Here is a 20,379-nt window from a genome sequence, read left to right as displayed (position 1 = left end):
GCGGAAACACAAGAATGCGCCGGCCCGGCGCTAGCTCTCTAGGTCCTTGAGGATCTGCGCCTCGCGCTCGAGACGGCGCTTTTCGACGATGCGGACCGAGAAGACCGACAATTCGTAGAGCAGCAGCAGGGGGATCGCGAGGCCGATCTGCGAGATCGGATCGGGGGGCGTGAGGAAAGCGGCGATGATGACGATGATGACGATGGCATAGCGCCTCCAGGCCTTGAGATTGTCGACCCCGATCAGCCCGATCTGGGCCAGGAGCGTCAGGATGACGGGAAGCTGGAAGCAGATACCGAAGGCCAAGAGCAGGGTCATGACCAGGCTGAGATATTCCGAGACCCGGGTCATCATCTCGATGGTGACGCCATTGGGGTCGGTCTGCTGCATGCCGAGGAAGAAGGCCAGCGCGAGGGGCATGACGCCATAGTAAACGACGGCAGCGCCGATCAGGAAGCAGATGGGCGTCGCGATTAGATAGGGCAGGAACGCCATGCGTTCGTTCTTGTAGAGGCCCGGCGCGACAAAGGCATAGACCTGGCTGGCGAGGACGGGGAAGGCAAGGAAGATCGCCGCGAACAGGGCCACCGACAATTTGGTGAAGAAGAATTCCTGCGGCGCGGTGTAGATCAGCCGCACCGCCTCGGGGCTTCCGGCCGCCGAGACATAGGGGCCGAGCAGGAAGGTGTAGATGCCGTCGGCAAAGAAAAAACAGATGACGAACAGGATGGCGATGGCCACGACTGAATAGATCAGCCGCGTCCTCAGTTCGGTCAGATGCTCGATGAGCGGCGCCTCGCTGCCCTTGAGTTCGTCTTCGTCGGCGCTGCCCTTTTTCGACCCCAGCATGGCCTATTCCTTCTCTGCCGAAGCGGCATCAGCAGGACTGGTCTTCGCTGCCGTGGTCTTGCGCGTGGTCTTTTTGGCCGGCGACGCAGCGGCTTCCGCCGCCGCCGCCTTCTTGGCCGGAGCCTTCCTTTTCGCCGGCGCGGCGGTGGTCGTTGCGGCCGCCTTGCGCGGAGCGGCTTTCACCCTGGCCTTGGCGGGCGGCTCGGACGGAGCAGCGGGGGGCTCAACGGGCCCCGCAGGCTGGGCCTGCAAGGTCGCCGTCGCGGCCGGAAGCTGGGCCATTCCGGCCTGGGCCTTGATCTCGTCCACCACGCTTTCCTTGCCGGGCTCGGCCGGAGCCAGCTTCCCGGACGGCTCAACCTTGCCGTCGCGGATCGTGTTGAACTCGCGGGCGATGTCGGCGCTGGTTTGCTTCAGCGGATCGGAAATCGACTTTTTGGCCTCGCGGAACTCCTCGGCCGCGATCGCCCGGTCGATCTCGCGGCGGAATTCATTGCTCATGCGCCGCACGGTTCCCATCATCCGCCCGAGATTGCGCAGCATCACAGGCAGGTCCTTCGGGCCCACGACGATGAGCACCACGACGGCGATGACGAGCATCTCGCTCCAGCCAAGGCCAAGCATCAGGACATACCTTCACTAGCGAAAACAACGAACGGGATGCGGTCAGGCATCCTTGGAGCGGTCTGCATCCTTGGCAGTGTTGCTCATGGTGGGCTCGGCCAGGCCGGGCTTCTGGTCGATGGACGCCACGGGCTTGTCGTCGGGCGTGTCCTCCTCGGCCATGCCCTTGCGGAACGCCTTGATGCCGCCGGCGACTTCGCCCATGAGGCCGGAAATCTTGCCGCGACCGAACAGCAGCAAAACCACCACTGCGATGATCAAAAGTCCCCAAGGTCCGGGATTCATTGTGTAACCTCCTGCAAATCGCCGCCGGTCGACAACGCGGAGCGGCGAACAAAATTCACGCCCACAGATATTGATTAATCGCCGGGAAAACAAGGTTAAGAGTGCGTAGTGTGATCGCCCTCGCCTTCCGGGTCGGCATCTCCCTGGTCATCGGCGTCCAGCGGGTCCTCGTCGTCCCGCAGCCCGCCATCGAAGGGCATCGGCACCTGAAACCCTGACGGCACGCGGCTGGACAGCAGGCCGGAACCCTTCAATTCCTCGAGCCCAGGCAGATCGGACAGGTTCTCGAGGCCGAAATGGTCGAGAAATCCTTCGGTCGTGCCATAGGTGACCGGACGCCCCGGCGTGCGGCGCCGTCCCCGCATCCGCACCCACCCGGCCTCCATGAGAACGTCGAGCGTGCCCTTGGAAATGCTCACCCCGCGCACCTCCTCGATTTCCGCACGGGTGGCCGGCTGGTGATAGGCGATGATGGCCAGGGTCTCGAGGGCGGCACGCGAGAGCGGCCGCGTATCGGATTCCTCCCGCCTGAGCAGGAAATTGAGATCCTCGGCCGTGCGGAACGCCCAGCGGCGGCCACGCTGCACGAGTTCGATCCCCCTGCCCGCATATTGCGCCTGCAAGCGGTCGATCAAAATATCGGGATCGGCATCATCCGACAGGAAGGGACGCACATCCTCAAGGTCCACCGGCTCGCTGGACGCGAAGATCAGCGCTTCCAGGATGCGCAGGTTTCGAGCCTCGATTTCCGGTCGGTCGTCGTCCAAGGTCCGGCTCATTGGTCGTTCCCGCCCTTTCGGCGGCGCATCAGCAGCGGGGCAAAGGCGGTGTTCTGGCGCAGTTCGACCTGGCCGAGACGGACGAGTTCGAGCGAGGCGGAAAAACTCGATGCGAGAGCCGTTGCCCGCTCCTCGGGACGCGACAGATAGGCGGCGAGATAGGTATCGAGGGAGACCCATTCGAAACTTTGCCCAATCAGCCGCTCCAGAATGTCGCGCGCTTCCTGCAGCCCCCAGACGGTTCGCTGATGCAGGGAATATTCCGCCGGAATGCCCCGCTCACGCTGGGCGGCATAGGCCCGCAGCAATTGATAGAGATCGGCCTCCCACAAAGCGTGCCGGGTGATCGAGACCGGTTCGGGCATGCCGCGGGCAAAGACGTCGCGCCCGAGTAGGGAGCGATTCATAAGCCGGCTTGCGGCGTCCCGCATGGCCTCGAGCCGGGCCAGCCGGAACTGCAGGAGAGCGGCCATTTCCTCCCCGCTGGGCTCCTCGTCGTCATCGTGCTGGGGCACCATGAGCCGGCTCTTGAGATAGGCCAGCCAGGCCGCCATCACCAGATAATCCGCGGCGACCTCGATGCGGTGCTTCCTGATCGTCTCGATGAAGGCGAGATATTGTTCGGCCAGAGCCAAGACGGAGATGCGCGAGAGGTCCACCTTCTGCCTGCGCGCCATGTCGAGCAGCAGGTCGAGCGGGCCCTCATAGCCACCGACATCCACGCGCAGAACGGCATCGCTTGCTGCGCGTTCGGCCCCTTCTTCGGGCCAGACCTCGGCGTGTTCGATCATAATGGTGCGGTGCCAGACAATTGGGGGAGCAGCATTGCCACTCCCCGTCCGAACGTCAAGGCAGGCTGGGTGGCGCCGGCTAGTTATTCAGCACGAAGCAGTCGCCGCCCTGCCCCTGGATGGCGCCGCAAACCGCATTGGCATCCGCAAGGGTCGGTTGCGGCAGGCGGACGCGATAATAGATGCCACGCTCGCCGAGATCGACGCGGTTGACCTCGGGTGCCGCGCCGTTGAACAGGGAGCCGTAGCGACGCTCCAGATCGGGAATCCCGGCCCGCGCCGCCTCTTCTGTGCGCTGCGAGGAAAGCTGCACCCATGCCGCAGGGTTCGACGTGGCCGGCGCCTGCGTGGAGGGCGTCGGCTGGCTGGCACTCTCGGGCGCAGCGGCGACGGCAATGGTTTCGGGGCGGGCCACCGGCATGGGCACACTGACCGGCTGGACGTCCGCAGCCTCCGCGGAATTGCCTGTCGCGACGACGCCGTCGCCCTCTTCGCCAACGTCTGGGGCGGCAGGGCTTTCGAAGGAGAGTTCCCCGCCCGCGCCGGCCATCGCTTCGGCAATGGCCGCGCCGATCGGGTCCGAGGTCATGGTGCTGTTGGGCACTTCGGGGACATTGGGACGGTCGACCGGCAGCACGTTGGAGCCGGCGACGCTGTCGTCGGCGGGAACGATGGTGCCATCCGGGCGCACCGTCACCGTCCGCACGGGCCGGTTTGCCAGGGCGATTTCGCCCTCATCGATAGCAATAGCGCTGGCAACGTCGCTGCCGCTGACGCCGCCGGTCTGATCCCGCGAAACCAGTTCCTCGGCAACCGGGTTGGAATTGCCCTCAATCTCGTTGAACACCACGGAATCGGCCGCAGCGCTCTGCGCCGGCGGAGCCGCCTCTTCCTTGACGGGCGAGGCGTCGGCGGTCAGCACGGGCGCTTCACCGGGCTCAGACTGGCCGGCAAAGAACATCACATAGGCGCCGCCGATCAGCGCGACCAGCACGGCCCCGGCAGCGATGGGGATCAGGTAGCCGGCCAAGAGGTTTCGCGACCGACGCGGGCGCTCCATCTCCTCCTCGGCATAAAATTCGTCGTCGTCCAGGGCAGCGGCGTCCACCCGATCATCATAAGGCGGTTGCGGCGGGGCCGCGAAAAGCGGGTCGGGGATGGATTCGTTGCGCGCCTGCGGCGGTTCCTCCTGCCCGGCCCACTGGCTTGCGGGTGCGGCGGGCTCGGGTGCCGATTCCACCCGGCGCACCGACGCACCGGTTGCGGCGGCTGCCGCAAGAATCGCCGATTCCGCCGCATCGACCGCAGAATTGGTCGCGTCGTCCTCGAGGAAGATCGACTTGACCCTGCGGCCCGGCATGGCTGAATCGGTTGTGGCAGCGGTACTGGCCCGCGCCACGTCGCCGATCAGCGCCTCGATCTCGCGCAGCGGATCGGTGTCGCGTTCAGCAGGGGACGGTGGTGCATACTGCTCAGCGGGAGCCGCCGCATAAGATGGGATCGGCTCGGGCTCATAGGCAGAGTACGGGATATCCTGCGCATCGTCCTGCCAGGCGGCCTCTTCGTCGACGTCCCTTGCATAGGCTTCCACCTCGGCATCGGCGATGAGGCCGGCGATGGGGTCATCGCTCTCGTCGACCGGGCTCTCAGGAGCCTGCTCGAACCCGAAATCGAAGGCCTCCATTCGGTCGCTGTCGTAATCCTCGACACGGTAGTGGTCGGGCTCGGGCTGCTGAACCTGAGACTCCTCGTCCCGCGCGGCCGGTTCGTCGGCGCGCGAAGGCTCCGGCACGAAGCTCGGCTCCGCCCGCGCATAGGCTTCGCTTTGTGCCGATGTCGTTCTGGCGTCTTTGGCTACCAGCCGCGCCAGTTCGGCAATCAGGTCATCGGAATCCTGCGTCTCTGGCGACGAGTCCTGCCGGTTTGAAGTCATAGAGCAGTGCCCCAATATTCTTTGGCTTTGTTTTGCCCTTCATTATCGGCCCGCCCACCAACTGCTCACAGCAATGCGCCTTAATTATGAAAGCTCTTGCGGGGCCGACACACCCAGAAGGGCAAGTCCGTTGCTGAGCACCTGGCGCACGCGGTCCACAAGCGCGAGTCGGGCTAGCGTCAGTTTCGGGTCACTGTCGTTAACAAAACGTAAGGCCGGATTTTCCTTGCCCTTGCCCCAGAAGGCATGGAAGGCCGCAGCGAGCTCGTAGAGGTAGAAGGCTATGCGGTGCGGCTCATGCGCCCGCGCCGCCGCGCTCACCTGGCGGGGCCAGGAACCCAGCAGCCGCACGATCTCCATTTCGTCGCCATTGTCGAGCAGACCGAGATTGGCCCGGGCCAGCGCGCCAGGCGAAACATCGAGGTCCGGCATGTCGCGATTTGCGTTGCGGAACACCGAATAGGTCCGGGCATGGGCATATTGCACATAGAACACCGGATTGTCCTTGGTCTGCTCCTTGACCAGCGCGAAGTCGAAATCGAGCGGGGCGTCGTTGCGCCGGAACAGCAGCATGAAGCGGGTAGCATCGACACCGACTTCATCCACCACATCGGCAAGCGTCACCAAGTCCCCGGACCGCTTGCTCATTTTTACGGGCTCGCCATCGCGGAGCAGTTTGACAAGCTGGCAGAAGCGCACATCGACGCTGGCCTTGCCGCCCGAAACCGCCTTGACCGCGGCCTGGATGCGCGAGGCATAGCCCGCATGGTCGGCGCCCAGCACGTCGATAAGCGTATTGAACCCGCGCAGCACCTTGTTGCGGTGATAGGCGATGTCGGCGGCGAAATAGGTGTAGCTGCCATCGGACTTGACCAGCGGCCGATCCACATCGTCACCGAAATCGCTGGCCCGGAACAGGGTCTGCTCCCGGTCCTCCCAATCCTCGGGCGTCTTGCCCTTCGGAGGCTCGAGGCGGCCCTCATAGACCAGCCCCTCCTGGCGCAGCCAGGCCAGGGTGTTTTCGATATCGCCTCCGGGGCCGTGCAGCGTCTTTTCGGAGAAAAACACCTCATGCTCGATATTGAGCTTTTTGAGGTCCGCCTTGATCAATTCCATCATCGCCGCGAGGGCGTGCTGCTTGACCGGCGGCAACCAGGCGGCTTCGTCCATGGCGAGGAGCGAATTGCCGAATTCGGCGACCAGCGCCTGCCCCACGGCGACCAGATAGTCGCCGGGATAGTATCCGGCGGGAATCTCGATGGTTTCCCCCAGGGCCTCGCGGTAGCGCAGATAGGCGGACCGGGCCAGGGTATCGACCTGGGAGCCGGCGTCATTGATGTAATATTCGCGCGTGACGTCGAAGCCGGTATAGGCGAGCAGCGAAGCCAGGGCGTCGCCATAGACGGCGCCGCGCGTATGGCCCACATGCATGGGGCCGGTGGGGTTTGCCGAGACATATTCGACATTGACCTTCTCGCCCCGGCCGATATCGGAGCGCCCATAGGCATCGCCCAGATCGGCAATGGCGGTCAGCACGTTGTGCCAGACGGTCGGCTTGAGGCGGAAATTGAGAAAGCCCGGCCCGGCGATCTCGACGCCGGCCACGTCCGCGTCGGTCTCGAAATGGCTGACCAGCGCCGCGGCGATCTCGCGCGGGTTCTTCCCGAGCGGCTTGGCGACCACCATGGCGGCGTTGGTCGACAGGTCCCCATGCGCCGGATCGCGCGGCGGCTCGACGACCACGCGGGCGAGAAGTTCGTCATTTTCCGCCAGTTGCGGGAAGCTGGCTTTCAGCGCGTCGGCGACGCGCCCCTCGTAGAGGGCGAAGACATCCATGGGATAAGGGCCTGTGGGTAACCTTGGGAACAGGGCAAGCCGGTTACCGGAAATCCGGTCTTTCGTCAAACAGGCGGGCATATTCGTCCAGGGCGAACGGATCGGTCATTCCGGCGATGAAGTCGCACACCACCCTGGCCCGCGCCGCGTCGCTGCGGGCCGCGCCGAAGGCCATGCCCCAGCGGCCGGGCATGTCGCCCTCTTCCATATAGCGGTCGAAAAGCCGACTCACGACGCCCTCGCCCACCTTCACCGGGGTCATGACGAGAGGATGCCGATAGACCTTGGCGAAGAGGAATTGCTTGAGCTCGACCTCCGCATCGACCACATCGGGCGAAAACCCGATAAGGAAGCGGCCCATGGCCCTCACGGCATCGGCATTGGCGGGGGCCGCCGCGATGATGGCCTCTGCGCTCTCGGCGATGACGTTTTCGATCAGGCGGGTGATCAGCCGCCGTTGCACTTCGTGAATCTGCCGGCCGCGCTCGGCCTCGGGCCACATGTCGAGCACCTCGCCGGCGATCGGCCCCACCAGAGGCAAGGCGGAGAGATCGCCGATCGAGATGAGCCCGGCCCGGGCCGCATCGTCGATATCATGCGCGTTATAGGCGATGTCGTCGGCGATCGCGGCCGCCTGGGCCTCCAGCGAGGCATAGGTGCCGGGCTCCAGATCGGCGCTGGCCACGATCTCCCGGAGCGCGATGGCAATGTCCTGCCCGTGCAGCGAGAGGCCATCGCCCACCACCGGGCCGTTATGCTTGAGGATGCCTTCCAGGGTTTCCCAGGTGAGGTTGAGCCCGTCGTGCTCGGCATAGCGATTCTCGATCAGGGTCACCACGCGCAGCGCCTGTATATTGTGGTCGAAGCCGCCCCAGGGCGCCATTTTTGTCGCCATGACGCGCTCGCCGGCGTGGCCGAATGGGGTGTGCCCGAGATCGTGCGCCAGCGCGACCGCCTCGGCCAGATCCTCATTGAGATGCAGTGCCCGGGCGATCGATCGGGCGATCTGGCTCACCTCCAGCGTATGGGTCAGCCGCGTGCGATAATGATGCCCCTCATGATGGAGAAAGACCTGGGTCTTGTGCTGCAGGCGGCGAAAGGCGGTCGAATGGATAATCCGGTCGCGATCGCGCTGGAACTCGGACCGCGTGGGGCTGGCAGAGGGCTTGTACAGCCTGCCTCGCGTATGAGCGGGATCGGCGGCGTAAGGCGCTGGCATCGATTTCTGCATGTCAGGCATGACGTGCCCCCTCTTTTCATCGTAGCCTTACGATATTATGTTCTAGACGCAGACATCACTTCCGAACCGATCGGCTGGAAAATGGTTGAGACCGAACTCGCATCGCATGACGTCGTTCTGACGGACCGGGCCGCCAAGCGGATTAGCCGGATTCTTTCCAAAGAAGAACCGGGGACCGTGCTGCGCATTGCGGTCGCCGGCGGCGGCTGCTCCGGTTTCCAGTATGAATACAATCTGGTCAAGGAAGAACCCGGCGCGGACGATATCGTGCTGCGCAAGGGCGACGCCACGGTGCTGGTCGATTCCATGAGCCTCGAATTCATGGGCGGGGCCGAGATCGATTTCGTCGATGATCTCATCGGGCAATCCTTCCAGATCAAGAACCCCAATGCCGTCGCGTCCTGCGGCTGCGGCACCAGTTTTGCCGTTTGATCCCTCTCCCCCGCGCGGGTAATCTGGCCGTCCATCATAAGGACGGCCCATGAGAATCGCGACCTGGAACATCAACGGCATCAACGCACGGCTGCCGGCCGTGCTCACCTGGCTCGACGAATCCAAGCCCGATATCGTCGGCCTGCAGGAAATCAAATGCCTCGATGAGAATTTCCCGCGGGCCGAGTTCGAAGCCCGCGGCTACAATATCGAGACCCATGGCCAGAAAAGCTTTAACGGCGTGGCCCTGCTGTCGAAAATTCCGTTCGACGAGGTCCATCGCGGCCTGGCGGGTGGTGACGAGGACACGCAATCGCGCCTGATCGAGGGCGTGTTTTCGACCGAGGACGGCGGCATCGTCCGGGTTTGCAACATCTATCTTCCCAACGGCAATCCGGTCGAGAGCGAAAAATTTCCCTACAAGCTGAGCTGGATGGACCGCCTCTACGCCTTTGTCGAGGAGCGGCTGGCACTGGAGGAGCCTTTCGTCCTCATGGGCGATTTCAATCTCATCCCGACCGGTTTCGACTGCCATGATCCCAAAGTCTGGTGGGGAGATGCCCTGTTCCGGCCCGAAAGCCTCGAGAAATGGCGCCGAATCCTCAATCTGGGGATGACGGACGCCTTGCGGGCCACCACCGACGAGCAGGCCTTCACCTTCTGGGATTTTCAGGCCGGGGCGTGGCGCCGCAATGCGGGGATTCGCATCGACCATCTGCTGCTCTCGCCCCAGGCCGCCGACCGGCTCAACGCCGTCACCGTGCACAAGGATACGAGGGGCTGGGATAAGCCTTCCGACCACGTGCCGGTCGAGGGCGATTTCGCTCTGGTGGGTGTGTCGCGCCGCACTGCTTAGAGCTTTCACCTCGTCGCGCTCCCCATCTTTGCTGGCAGCGCTCTAACGGATCGGGCGATCAGTACTCGGCGAATTGCATGCCGACCGTGTCGGCGGCCCGAACCGCCGCCTCGGCGATTTCGGGGCTGGCACCGGCCATTGCCGATTCGATCAACTCGCGAATCCAGCCTTCGTCGCTGGTTCCCAGCGCCCTGCGATAGGCGATGTTGAGCCACATCAGCCCTTCGGTCGGCTGGGCCTCGATGCCATAGCCATGCACGAGGATGTCGCCGAGTCGGGCCTGCGCGCCCGGATGGCCCTTGCGGGCAGCGAGCGAAAACCAGCGCGCGCTCTGCAGCGGGTTGGGGCCGAGTTCCTGCGGATCGAGATACAACAGGCCGACCCGATATTGCGCATCCGCGTCGCCGAAATAGGACGCGGCATGCATGATCAGCGTGCGGCCGCGGGCATTGTCCTCGGCAATGCCCGCATCGGGGGCGCCGTTGAGGAAATAGTCGCCGATCTTGATAAAGGACTGCGCCACGATATCGGCATCGACCGAACTGGGCGGCGCATCGGCATTGTCGTTGGCGATCTGCGAAAAATACTGGAAGGCCTTGGCGGGGTCCTTTTCCACGCCGGCGCCGGTCTCATACATGACGCCCAGTTGCCACAGCGCGATGGGCTGGCCGGCATCCGCGGCGCCCTCGAGCGCGGAAACGAGATTGCTGCCGTCGAGCTCGGCCCGGGACGCGCCATCGAGCATCTGGGCCAGTTCCTGCGCCGCATCCAGGGCCGTCTGGGCCTGAACGCCGCCGGCAACGAAAACCGGAGTCATGGCCGCTGCCAGAACCAGCGCGGCGCTACGAACAATCGCCATGGTACACCTTCTCGTTTCCCGCCGCGCGGAGATCGGCACGCAAAAGTGCGTCCGTTCCACAGCCGCGGAAAGCGCTACCGTCTCATCGAGAACGACAGACGAGTCTGCCGCCAACCTGCTATTTTTATTATAGAGCCGTCCGAGCCGAGCAAATGTCCGGCCGGCCCCCGCTGTCTTTGCCGACAGCCTTTGATGATCGGGAAAATAGCGGTCCATTGTGTCCGCATTAAAGCGAATGCCGCGCTGCACAGACCCATGGCCGGGAAATGCCCCGCTCCCAAGACCTGCCATTGACGCAAAAATCGCCATCTATCCCTGCTCCTTGCCTTCGCCGATTTTACGCATGGGAAGGTTTTCGGCAGGCGGCTATCGCAGAGCGGCCATCACACGCCGCTCGCCGATCATAATCCGCCCACCACCAGCGTTTGTCCGGCTGGTTTAGGGTAAGATTGTGGCGTGTGGTGTTAGGGAATCGTGACTCGCCCCGCCAGCGGACGAATCACAAACCCTTTGTGCCAATAATGTCACATCGCCCGCGCCGGCCGGTGCTCTTACAGCCCGGCGAGCGCCGATTGCAGTTTTTCGCGCCGCGTCTGGGCCTCGGCGAGGCGTTCGCGCTGCTCCTCGACGACCTCTTCGGGAGCCTTGGCGAGGAACTGCTCATTGCCGAGTTTCTTGCCGAGCCCGGCGATCTCGCCGTCCAGCTTCTTGACCTCCTTGGCCAGACGCTGCCGTTCGGCGTCGAGGTCGATCAACTCCGCCAGCGGCAGGGCCCAGGTCGCCTCGCCGACGATGAATTGCGCCGAGCTGGCGGGCACGGCCTCGGCCGCCGAAATATCGGACACCCGCGCCAGACGCTCTATGGCCGGCTGGTGAACGGTGATGCGGTTGGTGGTTTCGCCATTGCCGCCGATGACGACGAGCGGCACCTTGGCACCGGCCGGCACGTTCATTTCAGTCCGGACCGAGCGTATGGCCGAAATCACCTCGACCAGCCAGTTGAGCTCCGCCTCCGCCTTGGGGAACGACAGGCCCGAAAGGTCGGGCCAGGCCGAAAGCATCAGATAGCCGTCGCGACGGGGGCCGCTTTTGCCGGTCTCGGCCCACAACTCCTCGGTCACGAAGGGCATGAAGGGGTGGAGAAGCTTCAGGATCTGATCGAGTGCCCAGGCCGCCGTGGCGCGCGTCTCGGCCTTGGCGGCTTCGTCGCTGCCCGAGAACAGGGGCTTGGCCAGTTCCACGAACCAGTCGCAGAACGTGCCCCAGACGAAATCATAAGCGCCATTGGCCGCTTCGTTGAACTTGTAGTCCCCGATCGCCCTGGTCACGATTTCGGCCGCCTTGGCGGTTCGTCCGACGATCCAGCGGTTGAGGGAGTTTTCGACCGAAGCGGGGTCGAACCCTTCCACGCGGACGCATTCGTTCATTTCGAGGAAGCGCGCCGCGTTCCAGAGCTTGGTGACGAAGTTGCGGTAACCCTCAACGCGGCCCATGGCGAGCTTGATATCGCGCCCCTGCGCCGCCATGGCCGCCAGCGTGAAGCGGGTGGCATCGGCGCCGTATTCTTCAACCAGTTTTAGAGGATCAATGACGTTCCCCTTGGACTTGCTCATCTTCTGCCCCTTCTCGTCACGGACGAGAGCATGGACGTAGACGTGCTCGAAGGGCTCGGTCTCCATGAAATGGAGGCCGAACATCATCATCCGTGCGACCCAGAAAAAGATGATGTCGAAGCCAGTGACCAGATCGCTGGTCGGATAGTAGGTCTTGAGTTCGTCGGTCTCGTCCGGCCACCCCATGGTCGAGAACGGCCAGAGGGCCGAGGAAAACCAGGTGTCGAGCACGTCGGGATCGCGCTCCAGCGCGGTGTCCGAACCATAATGGCTCCTGGCTGCCGCGAGCGCAGCCGCCTCGGTCTCCTCGACGAAGATCGTGCCATCCGGCCCGTACCAGGCGGGAATCTGGTGTCCCCACCAGAGCTGGCGGGAAATGCACCAGGGCTGGATGTTTTCCAGCCAGGCAAAGAAGGTATTTTCCCAGTTCCTGGGAACGAATTTGGTCCGCCCCTCGCGCACCGCGGCAAGCGCCGGCTGGGCCAGAACTTCGGCGTTCACGAACCACTGGTCGGTGAGATAGGGCTCAACGGGCACGCCGCCGCGATCGCCATGGGGCACGGCGTGGCGGTGGGCGTCGATCTTGTCGAGCATGCCGCCCTCTTCCATGATCTGGACGATCAGCTTGCGCGCCGCGAAGCGATCCATCCCCTCGAGCTGTTCCCAGACCTGCTCCTGCATGGCGGACGGGGTCAGTCCCTCGCGGAAATCTTCGTTATCGCGCAACCAGATAGAGGCATCGGGATACATGACGTTGATGACGCGCAGCGCGTTGCGCCTGCCGACTTCGAAGTCGTTGAAATCATGGGCCGGAGTGATCTTGACCGCGCCCGAACCCGCTTCCGGGTCCGCATATTCGTCCGCCACGATGGGTATGCGGCGTCCAGTGACCGGCATATGCACGAATGTGCCCACAAGATGCGCGTATCGTTCGTCCTCGGGATGAACGGCCACGCCGGTATCGCCCAGCATGGTTTCGGGCCGGGTCGTCGCCACGACGATATAGGTCGAGGAATCCTCCGGGTCGTATCGCACGCCGTCGAGGGGATAGCGGAAATGCCACAGATTGCCGTCGAGCTCGCGCTGTTCGACCTCGATGTCGGAAATCGCCGTCTGGAGCTTGGGGTCCCAGTTGACGAGGCGCTTGTCGCGATAGATCAGCCCTTCCTTGTGGAGCCGGACAAAGGCCTTGAGCACCGCCCGCGACAGGCCCTCGTCCATGGTGAACCGCTCACGCGACCAGTCGCATGAGGCGCCAAGGCGCTTGAGCTGATTGAGGATGGTTCCGCCGCTCTCGGCCTTCCATTCCCAGACCTTCTCGATGAATTTTTCCCGTCCCAACTCGCGGCGGCCCGGTTGCTGGGCCTCCCTCAGCCGGCGCTCGACCACCATCTGCGTCGCGATGCCGGCGTGATCCATGCCCGGTTGCCAGAGCACGTTCTTGCCCCGCATGCGCTGGAACCGCACCAGCACGTCCTGGATGGTGTTGTTGAGCGCATGGCCGATATGGAGCGAGCCCGTGACGTTGGGGGGCGGGATGACGATGGAATAGCTCTCGGCGCCGGGCTTGCTGCCCGCGCCGGCGGCAAAGGCGCCCGCCCCTTCCCAGGCCTCATAAATTCGCCCCTCGACCAAAGCCGGTTCGTAGGTCTTGTCGATCATGTTTGCCGATACCTGCTGTCACAACGACAACCCGCCCCAATGCCTGGGACGGGCCGCAAAAAGAATGGGTTCACTGTCTAAAACCGAGCCGGGGGCCCAAGTCAACCGCCGCGCGAAACCCGCTCGATTTCCTGGGTCACGATGCGCTCGACCATGGAGGGCAGGTTTTCATCCAGCCAGTCCTTGAGCATGGGGCGCAGCATCTCGCGGATCATGGCCTCGATGGTCAGCCCATTGGCCCCGAGCGCCATGTCGGGCGACAGCCTGGGCGTGTCAAGCCGGGAGAAGGCGCTACGCACGGCCGCCGAGGTCGCCGGTTCGAGCAATTGGTCGGCCAGATCGCTGGAAAGCCGGGAATCGGGCATGGGCGCCGCCTGGGAGATGTTGGGCTGCGTCCTGGCGGATTCGACGGGCCGCTCGATGCGCACCGGCTCGGCGCGCAGCGCGGGCCCCTCGTCCCGATCCTCGGCAAAGGTGACATGGTCCGGCACCACCGGCTCGGCAACTGCATCCAGGCCAGCCGGGGACGGCATTTCCATCTCGACCGGCTCCTCGGGCTCGGGCTCGGCGACGATCTGCTCGGGCGAGAGGGCGAGCGGCGCGACCTCGTCCTCATCGTCGTCGCTGAAGGGATCGATCAGAGCCGCCTTAAAGGTCTGTGGCTCGGGGTCGGGCACGGGGACCGGCTTGGGCGCCATCGGCGCGGCGGCGCGGGGCGACGGCATCTTCTGGGCGGCCGCCTCGTCGTCATCGGCGATGATCTGCCGGATCGATGAGAGGATTTCATCCATTGTGGGTTCTTTGGATGCCGGCTGGTTCATGTTCGCCCCGCTGTCGATGGCCCATGGGGCCGGTACGCTGCACTGTGCGGATCGCCGGCACGCGCGGGCGATTCGCTTTACAGCACCTTAACGCGAGACGTTCGCACCCGAAAAGCCCGCGCCGTGGGCGAGAACGGGTTCTCCACGGAAAAGCAGGACCGCTGGGCTAGCGGAGATTACCCCAGGCATCGGTCGTGGGCGCGGGGACGCTGACGATCACCTCGCCTTCCACCGTGCGTGCCTGGACGGGAAGTCGCAGGTCGGCCGCGCTGAGTTGGCCGATGGCGGCGATCAGCGAATAGGCGGCGAGGGTCCGCTGGGATTGCGCCGTGATCAGGGCCTCCTCCACGGTCGCCACCGAGGCGCGGGCGTCGAGCACGTCATTGGTCGTGGCCTGGCCCACCTCGTTCTGGTCCATCACCGCCTGCAGCGCGATGCGGCTGGCCGCCACGGCGGCGGTCGCCGCCTCGATCTGTGCGGTGGTCGCCTGGATGCCGGACCACCCCTGACGCACGGCCTCGACGATCTGGTCGCGGGTGGCCAGGCCCTGAAGCTGGCTCTGGATCTGGGATATATTGGCCTGCTCGATGGCAGGGTCGCGCTGCGGCGTATAGATGGGCACCGAGAGGCGGAGGCTGACGCTGGCCTGGGTCGTCACAGTATTGCCGGTAAAACCACCTGCCCCGACATTGCCCGAGAAGGACAGGCTGGGGCCGAAGCTGGCGATGGTTTCCTCATAGCCATATTGCGCCGCCTGCAACTGGGACGCGGTGGCCAGCAGGGCCGGATGGGAGGTCGTGGCCTGTGCGATCGCTGCCTCGAGCGAGGGCGGCATCAGGTGTTGATAATTGTATCCGCCTTCGAGGCTCGACGGCGCGCGCCCCACATAGCGCTGGTAATTGGCTTCCGCGACCCGCAGATTGTTGACCGCCGCCTGATAGGAAGCCTGCGACTGGGCGAGGCTCGCTCCCGCCTGCGCCACGTCGAGCCTTGTGCCTTCGCCGAGATCGAGACGGTCGCGCGCCGCCTGCACCTGAGCCTCGACGAAGCCAATGCTTTCATTACGGATTTCCACGATCCGCCGCGTGGTCACCACCTGCACATAGGCCTGAACCACGGCGAGCAGCACGTTCTGCTCGGCGTTCTGCGCGCCGTAGATGGCCGCATCATACTGCGCCTGCGCACCCTTGATTGCGGCGCTGCTGGCATTGTTGTCGAAAAGATTCTGGTTATAGCCAATGCCGATGCTGTCGCTGGAGGTCCAGGCATTGGTGGCGCTGTTCCAGGACGCGCCGAGCGTGCCTTCCGCACCGATGGTGGGAAGATGGGCGCCTTCCGCGGCGCGGATGCCCTGCCTTGCGGCCCTGACGGAAAGAAAGGATGATGCAATATCGGGGTTGTTCTCATAGGCATAGGCAAGAGCCGACGTCAGTGTTTCCGCCTGCGCCGCCGATATCAACGCCGAGAACCCGAGAAGCGCCGTCGCTCCAAGCCGCAATACTCTAAATACAAACATAAACTGTCAGCCTCCAGCGTCCGCGCAGGGTACGTGCCGGCGGGACGGCGTTCAATCGCAAATGCCGATCTAACCAAGTTTTAATGTCGGTAAGATGCCATCCGTGCTGAGTCGGCAACACTGTAGCAGTGTGCCACAGGGCGCGACGGGCGAAAAGCGTTCCCCTGCCGGATCAGAACACGAATTCGGGCTTCGGCGCGAACTGCCCCAGCATGGGCAGGCTCAGGTTGAACGTCGGGGTCGACGCCACGTCGTCGCCCGTCTTGACATAGAGATGGGCCACCGCCGCGTGGCCGCTGCCGATCACCGCCACGAGCTTTCCGCCGTCGCTCAATTGCTCGAACAGGGCCGGCGGCACGGCGTCGACGGCGCCCTGGAGGATGACGGCACCGAAGGGGGCCTCGCGGGGCACGCCCCGCTCGATCGGTCCGGTGACGATCCCCGCATTGCCGATATCGAGATGCGCGAGGATATCATTGCCCCTGGCCGCCAGGGCTTCCTCGCTCTCGAGCGCCACGACCGCATTGGCCAGGCCGGCGATGACCGCCGTAGAATAGCCGGTGCCGCAACCGACATCGAGCACCACGTCCTGGCTGCCGATCTCGGCCAGCTGGATCAGACGGGCCAAGGCCGAGGGAACCATCATCGCACGGAGCGGCGAGAGCTGTATCGCCTCCTCGCTATAGGCGAAGGCGACCTGGTTTTCGGGGACGAAGCGTTCGCGCGGAACACGGTTCATCGCATCGAGAATCCGCCAGTCGGTAATCCCGCTGGTCCGCAACTGGTTGTCTACCATCGTGCGGCGCGCGCGTGCGAAATCGACCATTTTCAAGCCTCGTCCTGTCCAGGTGCCGTACTCGGCTCCATAGCGCCGCCACGGAACCGAAGCAAGGGCCTAGCCCGCCTCCCCGCCCGCAGCGCGGGCAAGGGTCGGCGTGGCGGCGACGAGGGCCTGCGTATAGGGATGCCGGGGGCGGGACAGAACGTCGCCGGTCTCCCCCTCCTCAACGATCCGCCCATCCTTCATCACCAATACCCGGTCGGTGATGGCGCGGACCACATGCAGGTCGTGCGCGATAAAGAGCAGCGCCACGCCTCGCGTATTGGAGATATCGGCCAGAAGGTCGAGGATCTGGGCGCGGATGGAGACGTCGAGCGCCGACACAGCTTCATCGAGCACGATCAGCTCCGGCTCGACGATCAAGGCCCGCGCCAGGGCGATCCGCTGGCGCTGGCCGCCGGAAAATTCGTGGATGTAGCGGTCGGCCATCCGGGGCGATATTCCCACCGCCTCCAGCGCCGCAGCGACCCTGCGGCTGCGCTCGTCCGCCCCGGGTCGGTCGCGGCCCAACAGATGCAGTGGCTCGGCGACGAGCCGGTCCACGCGATGGCGCGGGTTGAACGACCCATAGGGGTCCTGAAACACCATCTGCATGTCGCGCAGGATGGCGGTCGTCCCCCCGCCGGCCGGACCGATCTCGACCGCGCCCATCCGCACCCGCCCCGCCTGCGGGCGGTCCAGCCCGACAATGGCGCGGGCCAGCGAGGATTTGCCGCTTCCGCTCTCGCCTACCAGTCCGACGCTTTCGCCACGCCGGATGACGAAGCTCACATCGTCGACGGCCCGGACGCTTTGCGGCGGCGCGAAAAGGCCGCGCCGGGGCAAGGCATAGTCGCGCACCACATGCTCGACCGACAGCAGGACATCGCTTCCGGCCCGCGCGATGCGCTGGGGGCGGTGCAGGGTCGCGGCCAGAAGCTGGCGCGTATAGGCTTGCCGTGGCGCCGCAAGGACCGCCCCGGTCGGTCCGGTCTCCACCACACGCCCCGCATGCAGCACGGCGACCCGGTCGGCCATGCTGCTGACGATGCCCAGATCGTGGGTGATGAGCAGCAGGGCCATGTCGAGGGTTTTGGTCAGTTCGGCCAGCAGCGCGAGAATCTGCGCCTGGGTCGTCACGTCGAGCGCGGTGGTCGGCTCGTCGGCGATCAGGAGTTTCGGACCGAGCGCCACCGCCATGGCGATCCCGACCCGCTGCCGCTGGCCACCGGACAATTCGTGCGGGTAGCGCGAGGGGGACACCTTTTCGCTCGGTAGTCCCACCTGTGCGAGGATATCGCCGGCCGATCGAAGCGCCCTGCCCCGGCCCCAGCCCTTGTGGATGCGGATGGTTTCGGCCACCTGGTCGCCTATGGTCATCAGCGGGTTGAGCGCCGTCATGGGCTCCTGGAAGATCATGCCGATCTCGGCGCCGCGCCGCCGGGTCATCTCCCGCTCGGAGAGGGCCGAAAGCGCCGTGCCGTCGAAATCGATCCGGCCCGACAGCCGCGCGCCGCGCGGCAAGAGGTTCAGGATCGACAGCGCCGTGAGCGACTTGCCCGACCCCGATTCCCCGACCAGTCCGAGAACCTCCCCTTGCGCGACGGACAGGGAGACGCCATCGAGAATCCGGTGATCGTCGATCGTGAGGCCGGCATGGTCGAGGGTGAGCAGGCTCATGGCCGACGTCCCCGCATGCGGGGATCGAAAATATCGCGAAGACCGTCGCCCAGCAGGTTGAGCCCCAGGACGGTGACGACGATGGCGAGGCCGGGAATGATCGCCACATGCGGCGCGAGGGCGATCATGGTCTGGGCCTCGGCCAGCATCCGCCCCCAGCTCGGCATGGGCGGTTGCGCGCCGAGCCCCACATAGGCCAGCCCCGCCTCGGCCAGGATGGCGAGGGAAAACTGGATCGTGGCCTGGACGATCAGCGTATTGGCCACATTGGGCAGGATGTGCTCGATGGAGATCAGCACGCGCCCCTTGCCCGCCAGCCGCGCCGCCTTGATGAAATCGCGCGGCCACAGGGCCAGCGCCGAGCCGCGGGTCAGGCGGGCGAAGACCGGGATGTTGAAAATGCCGATGGCGACGATCGCATTGATGGCGCCCGGGCCGAAGATGGCGGTGATGAGAATCGCTATGATCAGGGCCGGAAAGGCAAAGACAATGTCGTTGCCGCGCATGACCAGATCGTCGAGCAGCGATCCCGCATTGGCGGCCGCGGCAAGTCCGAGCGGGACGCCCAGGCCGATGCCCAGCCCCACCGCCACCACGGCCACCGCGATCGAGGTCCGGGCGCCCACCAGGATCATCGAGAAGATGTCGCGGCCGAAATGATCGGTCCCCAGCCAATGGGTTCCGTTGGGCGGTTGCAGGCGGTCGCCCACCACGAGGACCGTCACGTCGAACGGCGTCCAGACGAGCGACAGCAGCGCCATGGCGAGAACCAGCAGCGAGATGGCGGCGCCGATCAGGAGGTTGGGCTGGAGCCTCGTCCCTTTCTTCATGGCCGGCCCTGCCGCAGGCGCGGATCGACAAGAGCATAGGCGATGTCGACGAGGAAGGTCACGACGATCACGGCAAAGACCAGGATCATCACCACCGAGCGCACCACGATCAGGTCGCGCGCCGATATGGCCTGGAAGGCCAGCCTGCCCAGGCCGGGCAGGTAGAAGACGTTCTCGATGATGATCGCCCCGGCCAGCAGGAAGGAAAACTGCAGGCCCATGATGGTGATCACCGGGATCAGCGCATTGCGCAGGGCATGGCGGATGAGAGCTTGCGTCCGCGTCAGCCCCTTGGCCCGCGCGGTCCGCACATAATCCTCTTCCAGGGCGTCGATGAGGCTGGAGCGCATGATGCGGGCCAGGATCGAGGCCTGCGGCAGGGCAAGGGCGATGGCGGGCAGCGTCAGGGCGGCCATGGCGGCCCCTGGGTCCTCCCAGCCGGGAAACCCTCCGGAGGAAAACCAGCGCAGGCCCACCGAGAACACCAGCACCAGCAGCATGGCGAACCAGAAATTGGGCAGCGCGATGCCGATCTGCGCCAGGCCCATGGCGCCCAGATCGACCGCGCCATTGCGGTTGGCCGCCGCGAGCAGCCCGACGGGAATGGCGATCAGTGTCGACAGGGTGAGCGCATATATGGCCAGCGGCAGGGAAACCCAGAGGCGATCGGCGATCAGCCCGGCTACCGGAACCCGATAGGTGTAGCTGATCCCGAAATCGCCCCGCACCATGCCCGACAGCCACGCCCCGTAACGGGCGAGAACCGGCTGGTTGAGCCCCAATTGCTCGCGCAGGGCCTGCAACGCCTCGGCGGAGCTGTTGAGGCCGAGCATGAAAGCGGCAGGATCGCCGGGCAGCACTTCGAGCACGAGGAATATGACGATGCTGGCCACCAGCAGGCTGGCCAGCATCATCGTCACCCTGCCCAGCACGAAGCGGGTCATGCCCTTGCC

The 20,379-nt window shown here is 64.9% G+C and carries 18 protein-coding genes; 2 read left to right on the top strand and 16 right to left on the bottom strand.

Features of this window, described 5'->3' with window-relative positions; translation table 11 throughout:
• Positions 1–30 precede the first annotated feature (30 nt).
• The 8 genes from tatC to DVH29_RS07500 all read right to left on the bottom strand — a co-directional run bounded on the left by tatC (position 31) and on the right by DVH29_RS07500 (position 8,337).
• Entirely contained in the window at positions 31–849 is an 819-nt protein-coding gene (gene tatC, locus DVH29_RS07535; RefSeq protein ID WP_114645553.1) for a twin-arginine translocase subunit TatC, read from the bottom strand.
• Positions 850–852: 3 nt separating this feature from the next.
• The gene (gene tatB, locus DVH29_RS07530) at positions 853–1,473 is read right to left on the bottom strand and encodes a Sec-independent protein translocase protein TatB (RefSeq protein ID WP_114645552.1); all 621 of its coding nucleotides are present in this window, start codon (positions 1,471–1,473) and stop codon (positions 853–855) included.
• 42 nt (positions 1,474–1,515) lie between these two features.
• Positions 1,516–1,758 carry a twin-arginine translocase TatA/TatE family subunit gene (gene tatA, locus DVH29_RS07525; protein ID WP_114645551.1) on the bottom strand — a complete coding sequence of 81 codons (243 nt, stop codon included), beginning with the start codon at positions 1,756–1,758 and terminating at the stop codon, positions 1,516–1,518.
• Between the two features lie 95 nt (positions 1,759–1,853).
• Positions 1,854–2,537 (bottom strand): SMC-Scp complex subunit ScpB, encoded by a 684-nt coding sequence (gene scpB, locus DVH29_RS07520; RefSeq protein ID WP_114645550.1) that lies wholly within the window; start codon positions 2,535–2,537, stop codon positions 1,854–1,856.
• The gene (locus DVH29_RS07515; RefSeq protein ID WP_114645549.1) at positions 2,534–3,328 is read right to left on the bottom strand and encodes a segregation and condensation protein A; all 795 of its coding nucleotides are present in this window, start codon (positions 3,326–3,328) and stop codon (positions 2,534–2,536) included. The genes scpB and DVH29_RS07515 overlap by 4 nt, the downstream gene beginning before the upstream one ends.
• A 79-nt stretch (positions 3,329–3,407) precedes the next feature.
• Positions 3,408–5,261: an SPOR domain-containing protein gene (locus tag DVH29_RS07510; protein ID WP_114645548.1), complete on the bottom strand. Its 1,854-nt coding sequence runs from the start codon at positions 5,259–5,261 to the stop codon at positions 3,408–3,410.
• Positions 5,262–5,345: 84 nt separating this feature from the next.
• Complete coding sequence (argS, locus tag DVH29_RS07505; protein ID WP_114645547.1) at positions 5,346–7,097, bottom strand: arginine--tRNA ligase; 1,752 nt, start codon at positions 7,095–7,097, stop codon at positions 5,346–5,348.
• Between the two features lie 43 nt (positions 7,098–7,140).
• Positions 7,141–8,337: a deoxyguanosinetriphosphate triphosphohydrolase gene (locus tag DVH29_RS07500; RefSeq protein ID WP_245944913.1), complete on the bottom strand. Its 1,197-nt coding sequence runs from the start codon at positions 8,335–8,337 to the stop codon at positions 7,141–7,143.
• Positions 8,338–8,418: 81 nt separating this feature from the next.
• Between DVH29_RS07500 and DVH29_RS07495 the strand changes: the two genes are divergently transcribed.
• Positions 8,419–8,769 (top strand): HesB/IscA family protein, encoded by a 351-nt coding sequence (locus DVH29_RS07495; RefSeq protein ID WP_114645546.1) that lies wholly within the window; start codon positions 8,419–8,421, stop codon positions 8,767–8,769.
• Between the two features lie 49 nt (positions 8,770–8,818).
• Positions 8,819–9,625: an exodeoxyribonuclease III gene (gene xth / locus DVH29_RS07490; RefSeq protein ID WP_114645545.1), complete on the top strand. Its 807-nt coding sequence runs from the start codon at positions 8,819–8,821 to the stop codon at positions 9,623–9,625.
• A 58-nt stretch (positions 9,626–9,683) separates the two neighbouring features.
• Here xth and DVH29_RS07485 read toward each other — a convergent pair whose 3' ends face one another.
• The 8 genes from DVH29_RS07485 to DVH29_RS07450 form a co-directional block, all read right to left on the bottom strand.
• On the bottom strand, positions 9,684–10,484 hold the full coding sequence (locus tag DVH29_RS07485; RefSeq protein ID WP_158541601.1) for a tetratricopeptide repeat protein: 801 nt from the start codon (positions 10,482–10,484) through the stop codon (positions 9,684–9,686).
• A 551-nt stretch (positions 10,485–11,035) separates the two neighbouring features.
• Positions 11,036–13,759 carry a valine--tRNA ligase gene (locus DVH29_RS07480; RefSeq protein ID WP_114645543.1) on the bottom strand — a complete coding sequence of 908 codons (2,724 nt, stop codon included), beginning with the start codon at positions 13,757–13,759 and terminating at the stop codon, positions 11,036–11,038.
• A gap of 101 nt (positions 13,760–13,860) precedes the next feature.
• Positions 13,861–14,550, bottom strand: a complete 690-nt coding sequence (locus tag DVH29_RS07475; protein ID WP_158541600.1) for a DUF2497 domain-containing protein — start codon at positions 14,548–14,550, stop codon at positions 13,861–13,863.
• A 196-nt stretch (positions 14,551–14,746) separates the two neighbouring features.
• Positions 14,747–16,096 carry a TolC family outer membrane protein gene (locus tag DVH29_RS07470; RefSeq protein WP_114645541.1) on the bottom strand — a complete coding sequence of 450 codons (1,350 nt, stop codon included), beginning with the start codon at positions 16,094–16,096 and terminating at the stop codon, positions 14,747–14,749.
• Between the two features lie 172 nt (positions 16,097–16,268).
• Positions 16,269–16,922 (bottom strand): protein-L-isoaspartate O-methyltransferase family protein, encoded by a 654-nt coding sequence (locus tag DVH29_RS07465; RefSeq protein ID WP_114645540.1) that lies wholly within the window; start codon positions 16,920–16,922, stop codon positions 16,269–16,271.
• Between the two features lie 69 nt (positions 16,923–16,991).
• Entirely contained in the window at positions 16,992–18,596 is a 1,605-nt protein-coding gene (locus DVH29_RS07460) for an ABC transporter ATP-binding protein (RefSeq protein ID WP_114645539.1), read from the bottom strand.
• The gene (locus DVH29_RS07455) at positions 18,593–19,426 is read right to left on the bottom strand and encodes an ABC transporter permease (protein WP_114645538.1); all 834 of its coding nucleotides are present in this window, start codon (positions 19,424–19,426) and stop codon (positions 18,593–18,595) included. Before DVH29_RS07455 ends, DVH29_RS07460 begins: the two co-directional genes overlap by 4 nt.
• Positions 19,423–20,370 carry an ABC transporter permease gene (locus DVH29_RS07450; protein ID WP_114645537.1) on the bottom strand — a complete coding sequence of 316 codons (948 nt, stop codon included), beginning with the start codon at positions 20,368–20,370 and terminating at the stop codon, positions 19,423–19,425. Before DVH29_RS07450 ends, DVH29_RS07455 begins: the two co-directional genes overlap by 4 nt.
• Positions 20,371–20,379: the final 9 nt, after the last annotated feature.

This window comes from Pelagibacterium lacus (genome assembly GCF_003345525.1).
In the GTDB taxonomy this organism is placed as follows: domain Bacteria; phylum Pseudomonadota; class Alphaproteobacteria; order Rhizobiales; family Devosiaceae; genus Pelagibacterium; species Pelagibacterium lacus.
Note: the sequence above shows the minus strand (reverse complement) of the source record. Positions and strands in the feature narration are given on the sequence as shown.

Coding starts and splice junctions, on each gene's coding strand:
- DVH29_RS07500 (WP_245944913.1), bottom strand. CDS start 8,337: ATGCCTGACATGCAGAAATCGATGCCAGCGCCTTACGCCGCCGATCCC.
- scpB (WP_114645550.1), bottom strand. CDS start 2,537: ATGAGCCGGACCTTGGACGACGACCGACCGGAAATCGAGGCTCGAAAC.
- argS (WP_114645547.1), bottom strand. CDS start 7,097: ATGGATGTCTTCGCCCTCTACGAGGGGCGCGTCGCCGACGCGCTGAAA.
- DVH29_RS07510 (WP_114645548.1), bottom strand. CDS start 5,261: ATGACTTCAAACCGGCAGGACTCGTCGCCAGAGACGCAGGATTCCGAT.
- tatA (WP_114645551.1), bottom strand. CDS start 1,758: ATGAATCCCGGACCTTGGGGACTTTTGATCATCGCAGTGGTGGTTTTG.
- tatC (WP_114645553.1), bottom strand. CDS start 849: ATGCTGGGGTCGAAAAAGGGCAGCGCCGACGAAGACGAACTCAAGGGC.
- DVH29_RS07450 (WP_114645537.1), bottom strand. CDS start 20,370: ATGACCCGCTTCGTGCTGGGCAGGGTGACGATGATGCTGGCCAGCCTG.
- DVH29_RS07460 (WP_114645539.1), bottom strand. CDS start 18,596: ATGAGCCTGCTCACCCTCGACCATGCCGGCCTCACGATCGACGATCAC.
- xth (WP_114645545.1), top strand. CDS start 8,819: ATGAGAATCGCGACCTGGAACATCAACGGCATCAACGCACGGCTGCCG.
- DVH29_RS07485 (WP_158541601.1), bottom strand. CDS start 10,484: ATGGCGATTGTTCGTAGCGCCGCGCTGGTTCTGGCAGCGGCCATGACT.
- DVH29_RS07465 (WP_114645540.1), bottom strand. CDS start 16,922: ATGGTCGATTTCGCACGCGCGCGCCGCACGATGGTAGACAACCAGTTG.
- DVH29_RS07475 (WP_158541600.1), bottom strand. CDS start 14,550: ATGGATGAAATCCTCTCATCGATCCGGCAGATCATCGCCGATGACGAC.
- DVH29_RS07470 (WP_114645541.1), bottom strand. CDS start 16,096: ATGTTTGTATTTAGAGTATTGCGGCTTGGAGCGACGGCGCTTCTCGGG.
- DVH29_RS07480 (WP_114645543.1), bottom strand. CDS start 13,759: ATGATCGACAAGACCTACGAACCGGCTTTGGTCGAGGGGCGAATTTAT.
- tatB (WP_114645552.1), bottom strand. CDS start 1,473: ATGCTTGGCCTTGGCTGGAGCGAGATGCTCGTCATCGCCGTCGTGGTG.
- DVH29_RS07455 (WP_114645538.1), bottom strand. CDS start 19,426: ATGAAGAAAGGGACGAGGCTCCAGCCCAACCTCCTGATCGGCGCCGCC.
- DVH29_RS07515 (WP_114645549.1), bottom strand. CDS start 3,328: ATGATCGAACACGCCGAGGTCTGGCCCGAAGAAGGGGCCGAACGCGCA.
- DVH29_RS07495 (WP_114645546.1), top strand. CDS start 8,419: ATGGTTGAGACCGAACTCGCATCGCATGACGTCGTTCTGACGGACCGG.